Genomic DNA, 15988 nt, shown 5'->3' with positions numbered 1-15988 from the left:
AGTGGTCTCCTACGTTCAGCGGCGCGCGTCTGTCTGAACGAAGAGCACGCCGAGGAAATGACCCTGACTTTCGCCCGTGAACCTGAAACTCAGGCTGCGGGCACCACCGGACAGGGCGGGACTCAGATCGAACACGTCCGCGTCATATCCGAGATTATTCATATGTTCGGGCTGTCGCACGAACGAGTGATTCCCGAATTCCGTGATCGTGGAATTCATAACATCATTAAAAGGATTTTCTTCATCGCTGAGGCTCACCCGGCGCCCGCTGTCCGCCGTCACCGTGAGCGAGTCCCCGAGGCTGCCCCGGTCCCCGTCGTACGCGACCACCCCGGCCCGCCCCGCGGACCCGGCCGGCGCGTCCAGGCCGTCGATCCCGACCGTCTCCCCGGCCGCCTCGCCACCACCGGCGGCCAGGTCCTCGAACCCGTCCCACAGCGAGATCCGGCGCACCGGCTCCTGCGGGTGCTCGTAGGCGACGACCAGCGTCCAGCCGCCCCAGGCACCCACCTCGGAGTGCCCCATGGCGATGTTGAGCTGGGCGACCGTCCACATGCCGGCGCCGCCCTTGCGGACCAGCGGGGTCACGTCGGCGGAGGCCTGATAGGCATCGCTGCCCGCGTCCGCGTGGTGCCCGATCACCGTGTCGGCCAGCACTTCCTTGTACGCGCCGCCCGGTTCGGCGACGAGCACCCGCCCGTTGTCCTCGGGTGGTTTCTGCTCGCCCACCCGCAGGTTCCCGCCCCAGTAGAGCCGGGCGTACGAGACCTTCGCGCCCTTGGGGACCTTCAGCTCGGCCCGGGTCGAGTTGTAGGTGTCCGGGTCCTTGTCGACCTCGCTGTAGAACATCTCGAAGTCGCCGTTGACCCCGGCCGCGCCCCGCTTGACCTCGGCGCACGGCTCGGCCTGCGGCGACTCCTCCCTGCGGCAGCTGATGCCCGAGTTGGAGGCCCGGACCAGCCCGCCGGGCTGGACGGCCTGGTAACGCTGGGTGAACGGAACCCGGGGCAATTCCTTGGGCGCGGGAGCCGCGGCCCCCGCCACCGGGACGTTCACGGAAAGGGTGAGGCAGGACAGCAGACCGAGCGTGCCGAGGATTCTGCGGGAGGAACCCATGACCCTGTCTCCATATTCGATCAAGGGGACAAAACAGGAGTGCACTTTGTCAGAAATCGGGCTGGAAATCACGTCGGACTCGCTCGTACGGCCTTTTGGGCGATCGCACGCACCCTCGCCGCGGGCGGGTCGTTATGCCGTGCACCATCGTTCGAACCGAAAGGAAAAGCGGAGATGAAGAAGCAGCTGATGCGCGGCACCACCCTCGCCGTCGCGAGCACCGCCGCCCTGATGGGCGCCGCGAGCCTCGCGTCCGCGCACGGCGGCGCCTCCGCCGAGGGCATCGCGGCCGGCTCCCCCGGCGTGCTGAGCGGCAACCTGCTCCAGGTCCCGGTACACGTCCCGGTCAACGTCTGCGGCAACACCGTCAACGTGATCGCGCTGCTGAACCCCACGTTCGGCAACACCTGCGTGAACGCCTGAGCGTCAACCTCGCTGTCCGAAACGGCGGCATCCGAGTGAAGTCACGCAACCGCAACCGGGGCGAGGCCGTTGACCCAGGTGCTCCGGTACCGGGCATCCTGTCAAAAAAGGGACGACAATGATCAAGAAGATGATGGCTTCGGCAGCGGTTGCGGCCTCGGTAGTGGGCATGGGTGCCGCCATGGCGCCGCAGGCGATGGCCATCGGGAACGACAACGGGATCAACACCGTCAACGGCAACGGCGCCTCGCAGATCTACGGCAACCAGTCGACGTACGGCAACATGAGCCCGCAGATGGCTCTGATCCAGGGCTCCTTCAACAAGCCCTGCATCGCCCTGCCGGCGAAGGCCAACGTCCAGTCGGTCCTCGCGCTCGTCAACGTCGGCGTCCAGGACATCCCGGTCCTGTCCAGCCCGCAGAACCAGCAGTGCACCGAGAACTCGACCCAGGCCAAGGGCGACGAGGCTCTCTCCCACATCCTCAGCAACATCCCGATCCTCTCCGGCAACGCCTCCGCCGGCAGCTGATCGCGCCCCGCGCCAGCGAGGCCGCCGCACCTTCGGGTCGCGGCGGCCTCGCCGCGTCCGGGGAATCCCACCGGTGCGCGGGTGCCGTTCTGCGAATAGCGCGGCAAATCCACCGGAATCCCGAATTATGGCCGAGCATCGGGGTGAATTGCCGATCGGTTGCCTAAATCGTGCGGTTTCTTTTCCCGGGGCCGCTCGTTGTTATTTCTGCAGTGGATACGCCTCTGCGGGAAGGATCGAAATCAAATGAAGTACAAGAAGGCAGTGGTGCTGGCCGCCGGCGCTCTGATGGCCGCCGGTGCCGCCTCCCCCGCCATGGCCGACGCCGACGCCGTGGGCAAGGCCGCCCACTCCCCCGGCGTCCTGTCCGGCAACCTGCTCCAGGTTCCGGTGAACATCCCGGTCAACGTCTGCGGCAACACCGTCAACGTGATCGCGCTGCTGAACCCCGCGTTCGGCAACACCTGCGTCAACGCCTGACGAAGCGCTTGAGCCCGCAAGGGCAAGCCTCCTCGGGGTGGCCTCGGAGTGCACGGCGGTGCACTCCGGGGCCACCTCCGATTCAGCACCGGCGCCAGCGCCGGTAGACAGGGAAGGACCCATGCGACAGGTACTGAGCCGACAGGTACTGGGCAAGGGGATGCTCACGGCGGCGGCCGCGTCGAGTCTGCTTTCGATCGCGACCGGCGCTGCCTACGCACACACCGGAGCGAGCGCCGAGGCCGCGCATTCACCGGGCGTGCTGTCCGGCAACAGCGTCTCGGTACCGATCACCTTCGCCCCCAACGTGTGCGGCAACAGCGTGGACGGAGGTGCGGCGCTGAACCCCGCGATGGGGAACACCTGCGCCACCACGACCGGCTCCGACGCCGAGCACTCCCACCACGAGTACGAGCGCTACCTCAGCCCCGAGCACGCGGAGGCGCTGGAGCGCTACCTCGACGAGCGCGAGGCACCGCGCGCGGTGCCTCAGCAGCGCCACGCGGAGCCCCGGTACGAGGCCCCGCGGCAGGGGCCGCGCCATGCGGCCCCGCGCCACGCTGCCCCGCGTCACGAGGAGCCGCGCCACGAGGGCGGCTACGGCAACTCCGGTGAGAAGGAGGGCGAGGAGGAGTGCGACGACCACCCCGAGTCCGCCCCGCCCCCGGCGCACCACGCTCCCCCGGCACCGCCGCGTCCCGAGCCGGCTCCCGCCCCGGAACCCGCGCCCGCGCCCGAACCGGTCCACGAGGCTCCGGCACCCCTGCCGGCTCCTGCCCCGGAGCCCGAACCGCTGCCGGCGCCGGCACCCCCGCCGGAGCCGGTCCAGGAGGCCCCGGAGCCCGCCCCGGAACCCGCGCCCGAGCCGCTCCCGGCACCCGAGCCGCCGGCCGCGGAAGCCCCCGCGCCGCTCCCCGCCCCGGTCGACGAGGCCCCCGCCCCGCTCCCGGCCCCGGTGGAGGAGGCTCCCGCCCCGCTCCCGGCTCCGGCCCCGGTGGAGGAGGCTCCTGCCCCGCGGCCGCCGCACGGGAGCCAGCCCGTGGAGCAGCCGGCCCCGGCGCCCCTGCCCGCGCCGGAAGCCGTAACTCCGGCGGACCAGCCGCCGGCCGCCCCCGGCGGTGACACCACCGTGCACCTGCCCCCGGCACCGGCACCGGAGCCCGCACCCGCGCCCGGTCCCGCCCCCACCCACGCGCCGGCTCCCGCGCACGTGAGTGCACCGGTGCTCGCCGAGACCGGTGCGGGTCAGCCCGCGGCCGCGGCGGCCCTCGCCACGGCCCTGATCCTGGGCGGCGCCATTCTGTACCGGCGGTCTCGGATCGCCTGACCGGCAATACGGCTCATCAGAAGAAATATCGGCCGGAGAATCCTTTGTCGGATTCTCCGGCCGCTGTCATGACCCCGCTCGTAACCGTGTGCGTCACGGCGTTTCCGGAGCGGCCGGTAATCGTTACCCAAGGCGAAAGCGGCGCGACGGTCGCCGCTGACCTCTGCCCACGAAAAGAATGAGGATTTCGACAATGAAGCTTTCGAAGGTCGCCGCTGTCCTGGCCGGCTCCGTCGCCGCCCTCGGCGCCGGCGCCCCCGCCTTCGCGGCCGACGCACCGGCCGCCGTGCCGATGAGCCTGACCAGCGGGGTGACGGCGGTGACGGAAGCGGTGAACCCCGTCTCCGAGGGATCCCCCCAGATCATCGGCGCCGCGCTGGCCGAGCAGGGCGCCGGTGTCGACAAGGTGCTGGGCACCGTCCAGAGGGTGAACCAGGTACGCAACAACCTGCCGGGCGAGGTGCTCGGCCTCGGAAACGTAGCCACCCAGGCGTCCCCGGAGCTCCTCGGCGGGGTGAAGCTCAACGGCGGCGGCCCGCACTGAGCGGTCCGGACACGACTGTGGGCGCCACCGGCGAGGCCGGGGCGCCCACAGTCGGTTGTGCGCTGACGTCAGTCGTTGACGCAGATGTTGCCGAACGCGGGGTTCAGCGCGCCGATGATGCTGACGGAGTTACCGCAGACGTTCACCGGGATGTGGACCGGAACCTGGAGCAGGTTGCCCGAGAGGACACCGGGGGAACCCACGGCCGCGCCCTCGGCCGACGAGTCGGCGACGGCGGAGCCGGCGGCACCGGCCGCAGCGAGACCAGCGGTGGCCAGGACCAGGGCGGCCTTCTTGGCAGAGTTCATGGGAAGTGCACCTTCTGTTCGATGTTCTGCCCCGATTCGGGGCGCACACCGAGCGAAACGGTCCACCTTCCCAGACGACACGGTCCCGCACACGATCAGACCTGTTCAGCTCAATAGTCGTAACCATTGTGCGGTTCCCGACCGTTAGGGAACGTCACCGAGGAGCCCGACCGGGAGGGCAGGGAGACCGGGGACGTCCGGGACGTCGGGGATCGCCGGCACCAGATCGACCGGCGCGGCCGGGTCCGGCAGTGTCGGCGGGTTGAGCGGCGGCAGCGCGGGCAGCTCGATGCCGGGGATCTGCGGCAGCTCGATGCCAGGGATCTGCGGCAGCTGGATCTCGGGGAGCTGGATCTCCGGAATGTTGAGGTCGGGCAGGGTGATGCCCGGCGGCAGCAGGCCCTTGATCGCGTCGAGGATGCCGTTCACGAGGTCGTCGATGGGTCCGGCAGCGGCCCGGGGAGCGGCCGTACGGTCCGCGTCGCCGAGGGCGCTCGCCGGGGCGGCCGCGGTGAAGAGTATGGCCGCGGCGAGGGCCGACGGGACGAGGATGCGGGCGCGGGACGGCTTCGTGCGGTGCATGGGTGTTCCTTCTCGGGTCGCACGGAAGCGGATCCGAGCGATCCGCTTTCTCACCCACCGTGCGAACACCCGCCACGGAGCGCAACCGGAGAGTTCGCCGCTGCGGGGTGCGTACGGCCTTCGCGCAGGCGTCCGGAGGCCTCTCACCCGGGCCGGGGAAAACCGCGCCCCACACAGGCCGTTTGAGTGAAGCAGCGGAACCAACCCCTGACAGGGCAGTTGACCAGGGCGCTCCATCAGCGGGCACTCGTGCGACAGAAGGATCAAGATGTTCAAGAAGTTCATGACCGCCGCCGCGGTCTCCGCCGTTGCGGTCGGCGCGGGTGCTGCCGCCGCGGCCCCGGCCATGGCGATCGGCAACGACAACGGGATCAACACCGTCAACGGCAACGGCTCCCAGCAGATCTACGGCAACCAGAAGACCCACGGCGACCTGAGCCCGCAGCTCGGCCTCGTCCAGGGCACCCTGAACAAGCCCTGCATCGGCCTGCCGGCGAAGCTCAACGCCCAGTCGATCCTCGCGTTCATCAACGTCGGCGTCCAGGACATCAACGTCCTGTCGAACCCGCAGAACCAGCAGTGCACCGAGAACTCCACCCAGGCCAAGGGTGACGAGCCGCTCTCGCACATCCTCAGCAACATCCCGGTCCTGTCGGGGAACGCCTCCATCGGCAGCTGATCGCCGCCCACCGCGGAGCGATGTGACGAGGGCCCCGGCAGCCTCCGGCTGCCGGGGCCCTCGCACGTGCCCGCGCTCCTCCGGGTTCAGGAGGTCCAGAACTCCCACCACCGGGTGAGGACCAGCATCCCGATCACCCCGGTGTGCAGCACGGGCGGGACCCAGGCGAACTCGGCGAAGAAGTCCCGCAGCGGTGCGGGCGCGGGGAGGATGCCCGTACGCACGTTGTGCGCGGTGACCGCCCAGAACATCAGCAGGGTCGCCACCCAGGCCAGGCAGCACCACAGGCAGAGCGCGTTGATCTCGTAGAGCGACTGCGCCATCAGCCAGGAGCAGAAGCCGACGCCGAAGAGCGTGCCCGCGTGCAGGCCCAGCCAGAACCAGCCACGGTAGGCGGCGCCCGCCAGCAGGCCCGCGCCCACGCACACCACGACGGCGTACGCGACCAGGCCCAGCATGGGGTTGGGGAAGCCGAAGGCCGCCGCCTGCTCGCTCTGCATCACGCTGCCGCAGGAGACAACGGGGTTGAGACTGCAGGCGGGCTTGAAGTCCGGGTCCTCCAGCAGCAGGAACTTGTCGAGGGTGATCACCCAGGAGGCCAGCACCCCGGCGGCTCCGGTGAGGGCCAGCAGCCAGGCCAACCCCCTGGGGGCGGCGTCGTGTTCACCCTCGTGTCTCGTGCCGGGCCGCCCCTGCTGGCGGGGGACGCCCACTGTTTTCGTTGCCATGCCGCCCATATTCCCGCGCTCCACCACAGAGCGGGTTGAACCATGCTCATCCCTACGCAAGTTGACCTGAAGGTGTGGCGGGAACCCCCGTTGCTTCCCGGACGTTTTACCGAAGCCCGGACGTGATGTCAGAGCCAGGGGCTACGTTGTGCTTCCGCGAAGTGACAAGCTGCGACGGCCTGGAGACCCACCTTGAGCGATCCGTACGAGACAACCGAGGCCCACCTCGATCGACTCCTGGGCCGCGCCCTCAACTCCTTCGATCTGCCGGACCGGTTGGTCGAGCGCCTCACCACGGCGCTCGCCCACAGCTCTTCGCTCCACACCACCCATCACAGCCCGGCGACCGGGATCTGGCGGGAGACCCACCAGCACACCTACCTGCTGGCCGACGGCGGTTCGGCGTCGCTGTGGGAGCTGGCGTACCGGCAGGAGGGGGACCGGACCGTGCGGCACGAGATCTTCGTGAGCAAGGCGGAGACCTGCCTGGCCGTGGCCCGGCTCTTCGGTGAGATCCCGGCCGAGGCGGCCCTGGACCCGGCGCTGCTGCCGGGCGACGACGAGCACGACGACGACGCGGCGGCGCTGAGCGCGCTGTTGGCGGCCCCGGCTCCGGCGCGGCGCCACCGGGAGTACACGGTGGAGCAGTCCGCCGACCACGCCCGTCGGGTGCTTCGCCGCGCGGAGAACGAGGACCGGCCCGGCGAGCGGACGGCGGAGCGGCTGCGCTCGGCGTACGCGCACCAGATAACTCAGGCGTTCGGCGGACGCCAGTGCCTGACGGACGGACGGGACGCCGGCTTCAGCCTCTACGAGCACGCCTTCGTCCTGCTGGACGGGGCCGAGGTCAGCCTGTGGGAGGTCGAGCACACGGCCACGCCGGACGGGCGGCACATGTGCGAGGTGTACGAGAGCGAGGCGGCCGCGCGGGGGGCCATGGAACTGCGCGCGCGGGTGCGCTGACGCGGCCGCCCTGCGGTACGGGTCAGAGGGCGGCCGGTGCGGACAGCCGGAGGCCCAGGGGCAGGTCCTGGGTGACGTGGACCGCGTCGGGGCGCAGTTCCGAGGGGATCGGCATGGCGGTGCCGGGGAGCTGCACCGCCGCCGCGCCGTGGGCCAGGGCGGAGGCCAGGGCGGGCGCGCCGCTGCCTCCGGCGATCAGGAAGCCGGCCAGGGCGGCGTCGCCCGCGCCGACGGTGCTGCGGACCACGTCCGCGGGCGCGGTCCCGTAGAAGGTGCCCTCGGCGCAGACCAGCAGCTGGCCGTCCGCGCCGAGGGTGGCCAGTACGGCGCCCGCGCCCAGCGAGCGGAGTTCCTCCGCGGCCTTGACCGCGTCGGCCAGGGTGGACAGGGGGCGGCCGACGGCCTCCGCGAGCTCCGCGGCGTTCGGCTTGATCACGTCGGGCCGGGCCGGCAGCGCCGCCAGCAGCGCCGGACCGGAGGCGTCCAGGGCGACGCGGGCGCCGGCCTCGTGGGCGCGGGCGACCAGTTCGGCGTACCACCCGGGCGCGAGGCCGCGGGGAAGGCTGCCGCAGCAGGCGATCCAGGCGGGGCTGCCGGCGCAGGTGCGGACCGTCTCCAGCATGAGCTCCGACTCCTGCGGCGAGAGCTCCGGGCCGGGTGAGTTGACCTTGGTGAGAGTGCCGTCGGGTTCGACGAGGGAGACGTTCGAGCGGGTCCGGCCGGAGATCGAGACCGCGGTGACGTCCACGCCCTGGGCGCCCAGGAGTTCGGCGAGCACCGTGCCCGTGCCGCCGCCCAGCGGGAGGACCGCCGTCGTGCGGAAGCCCGCGGCAGCCACCGCGCGGGAGACGTTGACGCCCTTGCCCCCGGGGTCGATCCGGTCGGATTGGGCGCGCAGCACCTCGCCGCGGTCCAGCGAGGGGACCTCGTAGGTCCGGTCGAGGGAGGGGTTCGGGGTGACGGTGAGGATCATACGAGCACGACTTCCGTACCGGCGGCCTCGATCGCCGCCTTGTGAGCGGGGGCGAGCCCCGTGTCCGTGATGAGCAGGTCGACCTCCGCGAAGGAGGCGAAGCGGGCGAAGTGTTCCTGTCCGGCCTTCGCGGAGTCTGCGAGGAGGACGACCCGGCGGGCCGCTGCGACCGCGGCCCGTTTGACGGCCGCCTCCGCGAGGTCGGGGGTGGTCAGGCCGCGCCCGGCGGCGAAGCCGTTCGTGGCGAGGAAGAGGACGTCGGCGCGGATCTCGGCGTAGGCGCGCAGGGCCCACGCGTCGACGGCGGCGCGGGTACGGTGCCGGACGCGGCCGCCGACCAGGTGGAGGTCGATGCCGGTGTGGCCGGCGAGCCGGGCGGCGACGGGCAGCGCGTGGGTGACCACGGTGAGCGCGGCCTCCAGGGGGATCGCGGCCGCGAGGCGGGCCACGGTGCTGCCGGCGTCGAGGACGATGCTGCCGCCGTCGGGGAGTTCGGCGAGGGCGGCGGCCGCGATGCGGTCCTTCTCGTCGGCGGCGGTGCCCTCGCGTTCGGTGAGGTCCGGCTCGAAGTCGAGACGGCCGGCCGATATGGCCCCGCCGTGCACCCGGCGGACCAGGCCGGCCCGGTCGAGGGTGGTCAGGTCGCGGCGTACGGTCTCGGCCGTGACCTGGAACCGGTCGGCGAGGGAGAGCACCTCGACCCGGCCCGCCTCGCGGGCGAGGCGCAGGATCTCCTGCTGGCGCTCCGGTGCGTACATGGGGTTCGGGTCCGCTCGGTCAAGGGTGAGGGGTCGGTGTGCCCGGGTCTGTGGGTTGTCTTCCACCGTACGCCGATACTCTGCCAAAACAAAACAAACGGGCATGTCCGCCAACAAAAGCGGACATGCCCGTTCAGGGTGACGCGGACTCACTCGCCTACAGGGCGGGGACCTTCTCCGGGGCGAGGCCGGCCGCCTCGGAGCCGCCTTCGCGCTGCTCTGCCGGGAGCTGCCGGCGCGGCAGCATGAACATCACCGCGAAGATCACGACCAGGACGGCCACCACCCACCACAGCGCGCCGCGGAAGGCTTCGACGTAGGGCAGGCCGAAGACCCCGTCGTCCTCGATCATCCCGAAGAAGACCACGGAGGTGAGGCCGAGGCCCAGCGCGTTGCCCATCTGGCCGGTGGTGTTGATCAGGCCGGAGGCGGAACCGGCGTGCTCGCGCGGCACCTCGGACAGCACGGTGTCGGTGAGCGGGGCCACGATCAGGCCCATGCCGATGCCGAGGATGACCAGCGGGACGGCCATCTGCCAGGATGCGATCTCCATCCCGTAGTGCTCGGACTCCCAGATGTAGAGGACCAGGCCCGCGGCCATGGTCAGCGCGCCCGCCTGGAGCACCTTGCGGCCGAAGCGGGGCACGAGCTTCTGGACGGACAGGCCGGCGGAGACCGAGACGGCCAGGGAGAAGGGGATGCCGGTCGCGCCCGCTCGCAGCGCGCTCCAGCCGAGGCCCATCTGCATGTACAGCGTCCAGACCAGGAAGAAGATGCCGGTCGCGATGCCGAAGGTCAGCTGGACGGCGATGCCGCCCGCGAAGCTCTTGACCTTGAAGAGGGAGAGCTCCACGAGCGGGGAGCCATCCTTCTTGATCTTGTACTTCTCGTAGGACAGGAACGCGGCGAAGACGAACGGCGCCGCGCCCATGCACACGAAGCCCCACAGCGGCCAGTCGTTCTCACGGCCCTGGGTCAGCGGGAAGATCAGCATGACCAGGGCGAGGGTCGCGAGGACCACGCCGACCAGGTCGAGGCGCAGGGCCCGGGGGGCCTTGGACTCGGTGATGAACTTGCGGCCCAGGATCACGCCGGCGATGCCGACCGGCAGGTTGATCAGGAAGATCGGGCGCCATTCGAGGCCGAAGAGGTTCCACTCGGTGAGCAGCGCGCCGAGCATCGGACCGGAGACGGCGCCCAGGCCGACGATCGCGCCGAACATGCCGAACACCTTGCCGCGCTCGTGCGGCGGGAAGGTGACGTGGATGATCGCCAGCACCTGCGGGACCATCATGGCCGCCATGGCGCCCTGGAGGAGGCGGGCGGCGACGAGCATGCCCGGGTCGGCGGCGATGCCGCAGAGCAGCGAGGCGACGGTGAATCCCGCGATGCCGACCAGGAAGAGGCGCTTGCGCCCGTAGATGTCACCGAGACGGCCGCCGGTGATCAGGCCGGCGGCGAAGGCGAGGGCGTAGCCGGCGGTGATCCACTGGATCGCGCTCGTGGAGGCGCCGAGGTGCTCACGCATGCTGGGTATCGCTATGTTGACGATCGTGACGTCGACCAGGTCCATGAAGGCCGCGGTCATCACGATGGCGAGCGCCAGCCAGCGGCGGCGGTCGGCGGTCGAGCTGCTGCTCGTTTCGTCGTTGAGGGCGTCGTTCCGCTCTTCTTGTACGGGCCCGTTCTTTCTTTCGGGCGATGTCTGGGACGTCTCGGTGCTCATGGAGAGAAACCTAGACGGCATATAGGTCGGTCCGTGTCCTATTTCGCTGGCAACCTGGATCTCATGACCGACACCCCGGCACGGCTGCTCTCCCTGCTGTCCCTCCTCCAGACCCCCCGCGAATGGCCCGGGAGCGAGCTGGCGGAGAGACTGCGCGTGAGCGCCCGCACGATCCGGCGCGACATCGAACGGCTCCGCGAGTACGGGTACCCGGTGGAGGCCACGCTGGGCGCGGAGGGCGGGTACCGGCTGGTGGCCGGGGCGGCGATGCCGCCGCTGCTCCTCGACGACGAGGAGGCGGTGGCGATCGCGGTGGGGCTGCGGGCCGGGGCCGGGCATGCGATCGAGGGGGTCGAGGAGGCCTCCGTACGGGCCCTGGCGAAGCTGGAACAGGTCCTGCCCGCGCGGCTGCGGCGCCGGGTGAGCGCGCTCCAGTCGGCCACGGTCGCGCTGACGCGGGGGGACGGGGCGAGCGTGGACCCGCGGACGCTGACGACGATGGCCTCGGCGGTGGCGGGGCCGGAGCGGCTGCGGTTCGCGTACCGGGCGCGGGACGGGGCGGACTCGAAGCGGCTGGTGGAGCCGTACCGGCTGGTCAGCACGGGGAGCCGGTGGTACCTGATGGCCTACGACCTGGGGCGGGAGGACTGGCGCACCTTCCGGGTGGACCGGGTGAGCGAGCCGTTCGCCACGGGGGCCCGGTTCGCGCCGCGGGAGCTGCCGATGGATGCGGAGGAGTTCGTACGCAAGGGGCTGCGGGGCAGGCAGACGTACGAGGTGGAGGTCACCTTCGCGGCGGAGCCGGAGCAACTCCCGGCCTGGCTGCGGGATGCGGCCCTCCCCGGCGCGGGCGGCGGCACCCGGGTCCGCTTCGAGAGCGGGGACGCGCCGCAGTGGCTGGCGGCCCGGCTGGCGCTGACAGGGCTGGCGTTCACGGTCCACTCCCCGGCCGAACTGGCCGAGGGCGCCCGCGACCTCGCGAGCCGTCTTGACGGGGCGTCGGGCGTCACCGCGGCAAGTTAATCGGAATACCGGATTCCAAACCTGCAAATGAACGAACGATTGCCGAGCCGCCGATTTCAGGCCAACGCGATATTTCTCGGCCGCCCCTCAGACCCCTCCCTAGTACCCCAAAACACCCATGCAAAGAACTGTTTTCAGTAATCTGAGATCCATAACACAGTTGACGTCAATTGAGGGCGCTGGTTAGCGTCAGCAATGCCAGATGATCACATTCCAGAGTTCAGACGGGGGGTGACAGACATGCAGTACGCAGCGAAGTGGAAGGCGGCTCGCGAGGCTCGCGAGGTTCGCCCGGTTCTCGCCATCAGCAACAAGTGGTAGAGAATTTTATTAGCGGAGGGCGTCCGGGCGACTGGGCGCCCTCCGATCACTTTCAGGGGGCAGTGGTGAATGCATGGGTCTCCGCTCTGGAGAAACTCTCGGCAGCGAGCGCTTCAGCGGATACTGCCAGTATCGAAACCTCACTCAGACAGCTGATCGAAGCTGTCACGAAAGCGCCGGCCTCGGACATCGAGCACATCGCCGGGGTCGCGGCGCTCCATGAACTTCCGTGGGTGCGGCAAGGACTGATGCAGGCGCTCGTACAGCGGGCCCCACAGCATTCAGAGGTACGGGACGTCGTCGCCTGGCTGACGCACGACTACGAGGACTTCGTCGCCTTCTCGGCGCTCGACCTCGCCGGGCGTTTGCGGCTCACCAGCGCCCTGCCCGACCTCTTCGTCATCGTCGGACGCGCCAGCCAGCGGCTGAGTCACAAGGCCGGGAAGCCCGTGGGCATCGGCCACGCGGTGGCATTGCGCGCCATCTCCGCCATCGTGGGCAGCTCCGACAGGGAGGATCTCGTCCGCGTCGAAGGCGAGCTGTTCCCCGACGGCGACGACCTGAACACCTACCCGCCGCAGCCGCCGCGCGACGCCGACACCGACGGCGCGCACGATCACAGCGGGATGGTGCGGGTCCCGGGCGGCCGGGTCCCCCACGGGCCGCCGGCCGCGTTCGACCGCGGTTCCCTCGTCTTCGACTGGGACGAGGACCCCGAGCACCAGCCCTGCGACGACTTCCACATGGACGTCCTGCCGGTGAGCAACGCCGAGTACGACGCGTTCGCGGTCAGCCCGGCGGCGACCCAGCACCTCTACTGCCACCCGTCCGAGGCGAAGGACAAGGTCCACCTCCGCAACACCCTGCTCGACCTGCGCAGCGGTCCGGACCACCCCGTCGCGGGTGTGGACTGGTTCGACGCCTACGCCTACGCCCGCTCCCGGGGCAAGCGCCTGCCCAGTGAGGCCGAGTGGCAGCGGGCGGCGCAGGGCGATGACGGCCGCGCCTATCCGTGGGGCGACGCCTTCGATCCCGCGCGCACGCACGGCTCCTCCTTCCGCGCCGAGCCGGGATGGGCGGGCGTCGAGGCCTGGCGCGGCCACCTGCTGGAGATGGCGGACACCCCGCCGACCGCCACCACCGTCGGCCGCGGGATCCCCGGCAGCGAGAGCCCGTACGGCGTCAAGGACATGTCCGGCAACGTCTGGGAGTGGACCCAGACCTCCTTCGACGGCCCGGTCTTCAGCCCCCTGAGCAGCGACCGCGACGCCATCGACGTGATCTACGACCAGCGGTCCTACGTGGTCATCAAGGGCGGCACCTGGTCCTCGCTCCCCGAACAGCTGTCCGTCGCCTTCCGCGGCCGGGACCTGGCACTCGACCGGCACTTCGAGATCGGCTTCCGGTGTGTGTGCACCTGCGCGCCGTCGACGGATTCCCTGTAGCCAAGAGGAGTGAGCATGACCGCAGGTCGCTACCGTTTCACCGGGTCGGTCCGGCCCGAGGAAAAGGCCTTCTACGAGGAATACGGATTCCTCGTGTACGAGAACTTCGTGCCCGAGTCGGAAGTCGCCCGGCTGACGGCCGAGGCCACGGCCTACCAAGAAGCGATCAAGGCGGGGAAGGTTCCCGCCGAACACATCGACAACGTCGCCCCGAAAACCAGGGACGGCAACGGTGAAATCACCATCCATCACCGCCTCAATTACTTCACCCAGCATTCCGAAACCGCTGCCGGATACGCCGCCTCGGCCCATATGCAGGCCATCCGGACCGGACTCGGCGGCGAGGATTACTGGCTGCTCGAAGACACCATGAACGGCGCCGTGTGGCAGCTCAAGAGCGGCGAGACCAAGAGCGGCTATTCGCGCATCCGCTGGCACGGGGACTTCCCTCCCGGCCACCCGCTGTCGCCCGCGTTCACCGCCGGTCTCTACCTGGACGATTCCAACCGGTTCAACGGCTGCCTGGCCGTCATCCCCGGCTCCCATCGCCATGCCATGGGCACGGTCCAGCCCGAGCCGTTCTACGTCGAGGCCAAAGCCGGTGACCTCATCTGTCACCACGAGTGGATCTACCACGGCTCGGAGGCCATGCCCCGGCCCACCGACCGCCGCGCCACCTTGTACTTCTACTACTGCAGCGGCACGCACCCGGGCAACGGCCAGGGATACGCGAAGAAGGAAGACCTGCCCGCCGTCCGTTCCCTCTTTGTGAGCGCCAGCCCTGAGGAGTCCAAGTGAGTGCGGACGCTTCCGTCCACGGTGACGACGCCCTGCTTCTCCTGCACAGCCCCGACAGCGCGCGGCTCCCGGCCGAGGAGCTGACCGCCGCCGTCCGCCGGGCCGTCGCGGCGGTCCTTGCGGGCGGAGGCCCCGCGGACGAACTGTGGGCGGTCGGCGCACTGCATCCCCATCCGGTGGCGCGGCTCGCCGTCGTCGTCGAGGCGGCGGCGCACCCCGGGGACGAGGAGGCACGTGCCCTCCTGGCCTGGGCCGTGAACGACGTAGACGACCGGGTTTCGGTGGCGGCGCTGACGGCGATCGGCGAACAGCGCGACGTCTCCGCGCTGGACGAGGTGTTCGACGCGGTCGGCCGGTCGGCTTCCGCTTTCGACGCGGTGACCTCCGGGCAGGTCGACTCGCGCCGCTCCGCGGCCGTTTCGGTCCTCGCGGACCTGATCCGCAGCCACCCGGACGCGCCCGCCGAGCGCCATCGGCTCATCCACAGCAGCGGCGGCCAGCGGCCCAATCTGCGCCACCGCGAGTTCGACACCACCGGGATGGCCGAGATCCAGGCGGGCCCAGGCACCCGCTTCCCCTTCTTCATCGACACGGCGCCGGTGACCTGGCGGGAGTACGCCGAGTTCGTCGAGGCGGTACGCGCCCAGGGCCCGCTGTGGAACCACCCCGGACAGCAGGCCGATCACGACCACGACGTGCTGCGCCACCTGTCCGCCGACGAGCGGGAACGGCTGCTGGACCACCCGGTCACCCATGTGACCTGGTTCGACGCCTGGGCGTACGCCAACTGGCGCGGCAAGCGACTGCCTTCGGCCGCCCAGTGGGAGCAGGCCGCCGGAGCCCCGGCCGGGCTGCTCCACCCCTGGGGCGACGCCACACCGACGGCGGACCACGCCCACAGCGCGCCCGCCGGGTCCGGCGGCTCCTCGCCCGACGCGTTCTTCCGGGGCCCGCAGGACAGCCTGACGGCCCCGGTCGGCCTGCGGACGGCGGGCGGTTCCCCGGCCGGGGTCCACGATCTCCTGGGCAACGTCTGGGAGTGGACCCGTACCCGCTTCCTCGACGGCCACGAGATCTCGCCGTTCGTCGGGGTGGCCTCCTACGGTGAGACGCTCAGCGACTGGACCCTGTCGGCTTGCGTCAAGGGCGGCAGCTGGACGACGCCCGCCGTCGAACTGTCCAGCCGGGCGCGCGTCGCCAAGCACGTCCTGCAACGCGGACCGGAGACCGGATTCCGCTGCGTGTTCGAGCCTCTTGGAGAATGA

At 70.6% G+C, this 15988-nt stretch carries 18 protein-coding genes; 11 read left to right on the top strand and 7 right to left on the bottom strand.

The window, feature by feature from the left end; translation table 11 throughout:
- Window positions 1-15 precede the first annotated feature (15 nt).
- Window positions 16-1188, bottom strand: coding sequence for a DUF3344 domain-containing protein (locus OG447_RS10235; protein ID WP_266936169.1), 1173 nt, complete (start codon window positions 1186-1188; stop codon window positions 16-18).
- A gap of 102 nt (window positions 1189-1290) precedes the next feature.
- Between OG447_RS10235 and OG447_RS10230 the strand changes: the two genes are divergently transcribed.
- The 5 genes from OG447_RS10230 to OG447_RS10210 all read left to right on the top strand — a co-directional run bounded on the left by OG447_RS10230 (window position 1291) and on the right by OG447_RS10210 (window position 4419).
- Entirely contained in the window at window positions 1291-1539 is a 249-nt protein-coding gene (locus OG447_RS10230; protein WP_323181748.1) for a chaplin, read from the top strand.
- Window positions 1540-1657: 118 nt separating this feature from the next.
- A complete protein-coding gene (locus tag OG447_RS10225; RefSeq protein ID WP_266936168.1) occupies window positions 1658-2068 on the top strand; it encodes a rodlin in 411 nt (136 codons plus the stop codon).
- 246 nt (window positions 2069-2314) lie between these two features.
- Window positions 2315-2548: a chaplin gene (locus OG447_RS10220; protein WP_266936167.1), complete on the top strand. Its 234-nt coding sequence runs from the start codon at window positions 2315-2317 to the stop codon at window positions 2546-2548.
- A gap of 121 nt (window positions 2549-2669) precedes the next feature.
- Window positions 2670-3875, top strand: a complete 1206-nt coding sequence (locus OG447_RS32260; RefSeq protein ID WP_323181747.1) for a chaplin — start codon at window positions 2670-2672, stop codon at window positions 3873-3875.
- A gap of 193 nt (window positions 3876-4068) precedes the next feature.
- The gene (locus OG447_RS10210) at window positions 4069-4419 is read left to right on the top strand and encodes a hypothetical protein (RefSeq protein WP_266936166.1); all 351 of its coding nucleotides are present in this window, start codon (window positions 4069-4071) and stop codon (window positions 4417-4419) included.
- Window positions 4420-4487: 68 nt separating this feature from the next.
- Here the strand turns inward: OG447_RS10210 and OG447_RS10205 are convergent, their stop codons facing one another.
- Both OG447_RS10205 and OG447_RS10200 read right to left on the bottom strand, forming a co-directional pair.
- The gene (locus OG447_RS10205) at window positions 4488-4727 is read right to left on the bottom strand and encodes a chaplin (RefSeq protein ID WP_266936165.1); all 240 of its coding nucleotides are present in this window, start codon (window positions 4725-4727) and stop codon (window positions 4488-4490) included.
- Window positions 4728-4871: 144 nt separating this feature from the next.
- Window positions 4872-5309 carry a hypothetical protein gene (locus OG447_RS10200; RefSeq protein ID WP_266936164.1) on the bottom strand — a complete coding sequence of 146 codons (438 nt, stop codon included), beginning with the start codon at window positions 5307-5309 and terminating at the stop codon, window positions 4872-4874.
- A gap of 268 nt (window positions 5310-5577) precedes the next feature.
- Between OG447_RS10200 and OG447_RS10195 the strand changes: the two genes are divergently transcribed.
- A complete protein-coding gene (locus OG447_RS10195; RefSeq protein WP_266936163.1) occupies window positions 5578-5988 on the top strand; it encodes a rodlin in 411 nt (136 codons plus the stop codon).
- A gap of 86 nt (window positions 5989-6074) precedes the next feature.
- On the opposite strand, the gene OG447_RS10190 is transcribed toward OG447_RS10195, so the two are convergent.
- The gene (locus OG447_RS10190) at window positions 6075-6716 is read right to left on the bottom strand and encodes a vitamin K epoxide reductase family protein (protein ID WP_266936162.1); all 642 of its coding nucleotides are present in this window, start codon (window positions 6714-6716) and stop codon (window positions 6075-6077) included.
- 192 nt (window positions 6717-6908) lie between these two features.
- Between OG447_RS10190 and OG447_RS10185 the strand changes: the two genes are divergently transcribed.
- Window positions 6909-7679, top strand: a complete 771-nt coding sequence (locus OG447_RS10185) for a DUF6227 family protein (RefSeq protein ID WP_266936161.1) — start codon at window positions 6909-6911, stop codon at window positions 7677-7679.
- A gap of 22 nt (window positions 7680-7701) precedes the next feature.
- On the opposite strand, the gene pfkB is transcribed toward OG447_RS10185, so the two are convergent.
- The 3 genes from pfkB to OG447_RS10170 all read right to left on the bottom strand — a co-directional run bounded on the left by pfkB (window position 7702) and on the right by OG447_RS10170 (window position 11136).
- Entirely contained in the window at window positions 7702-8652 is a 951-nt protein-coding gene (gene pfkB, locus OG447_RS10180; RefSeq protein ID WP_266936160.1) for a 1-phosphofructokinase, read from the bottom strand.
- Window positions 8649-9410, bottom strand: coding sequence for a DeoR/GlpR family DNA-binding transcription regulator (locus OG447_RS10175; protein ID WP_266936159.1), 762 nt, complete (start codon window positions 9408-9410; stop codon window positions 8649-8651). Before OG447_RS10175 ends, pfkB begins: the two co-directional genes overlap by 4 nt.
- A gap of 157 nt (window positions 9411-9567) precedes the next feature.
- Window positions 9568-11136, bottom strand: a complete 1569-nt coding sequence (locus OG447_RS10170) for an MFS transporter (RefSeq protein ID WP_266936158.1) — start codon at window positions 11134-11136, stop codon at window positions 9568-9570.
- A 63-nt stretch (window positions 11137-11199) separates the two neighbouring features.
- Between OG447_RS10170 and OG447_RS10165 the strand changes: the two genes are divergently transcribed.
- The 4 genes from OG447_RS10165 (at window position 11200) to OG447_RS10150 (ending at window position 15988) form a co-directional block, all read left to right on the top strand.
- Entirely contained in the window at window positions 11200-12159 is a 960-nt protein-coding gene (locus tag OG447_RS10165) for a YafY family protein (protein ID WP_266936157.1), read from the top strand.
- A gap of 569 nt (window positions 12160-12728) precedes the next feature.
- Complete coding sequence (locus tag OG447_RS10160; protein ID WP_266936156.1) at window positions 12729-13925, top strand: SUMF1/EgtB/PvdO family nonheme iron enzyme; 1197 nt, start codon at window positions 12729-12731, stop codon at window positions 13923-13925.
- A 15-nt stretch (window positions 13926-13940) separates the two neighbouring features.
- A complete protein-coding gene (locus tag OG447_RS10155; RefSeq protein ID WP_266936155.1) occupies window positions 13941-14723 on the top strand; it encodes a phytanoyl-CoA dioxygenase family protein in 783 nt (260 codons plus the stop codon).
- Window positions 14720-15988: an SUMF1/EgtB/PvdO family nonheme iron enzyme gene (locus OG447_RS10150; RefSeq protein WP_266936154.1), complete on the top strand. Its 1269-nt coding sequence runs from the start codon at window positions 14720-14722 to the stop codon at window positions 15986-15988. Before OG447_RS10155 ends, OG447_RS10150 begins: the two co-directional genes overlap by 4 nt.

Origin of the sequence: Streptomyces sp. NBC_01408 (assembly GCF_026340255.1) — a bacterium.
Taxonomy (GTDB): Bacteria; Actinomycetota; Actinomycetes; order Streptomycetales; family Streptomycetaceae; genus Streptomyces.
The sequence above is the reverse complement of the archived record's forward strand: the minus strand, read 5'-3'. Positions and strand labels throughout refer to the sequence as shown.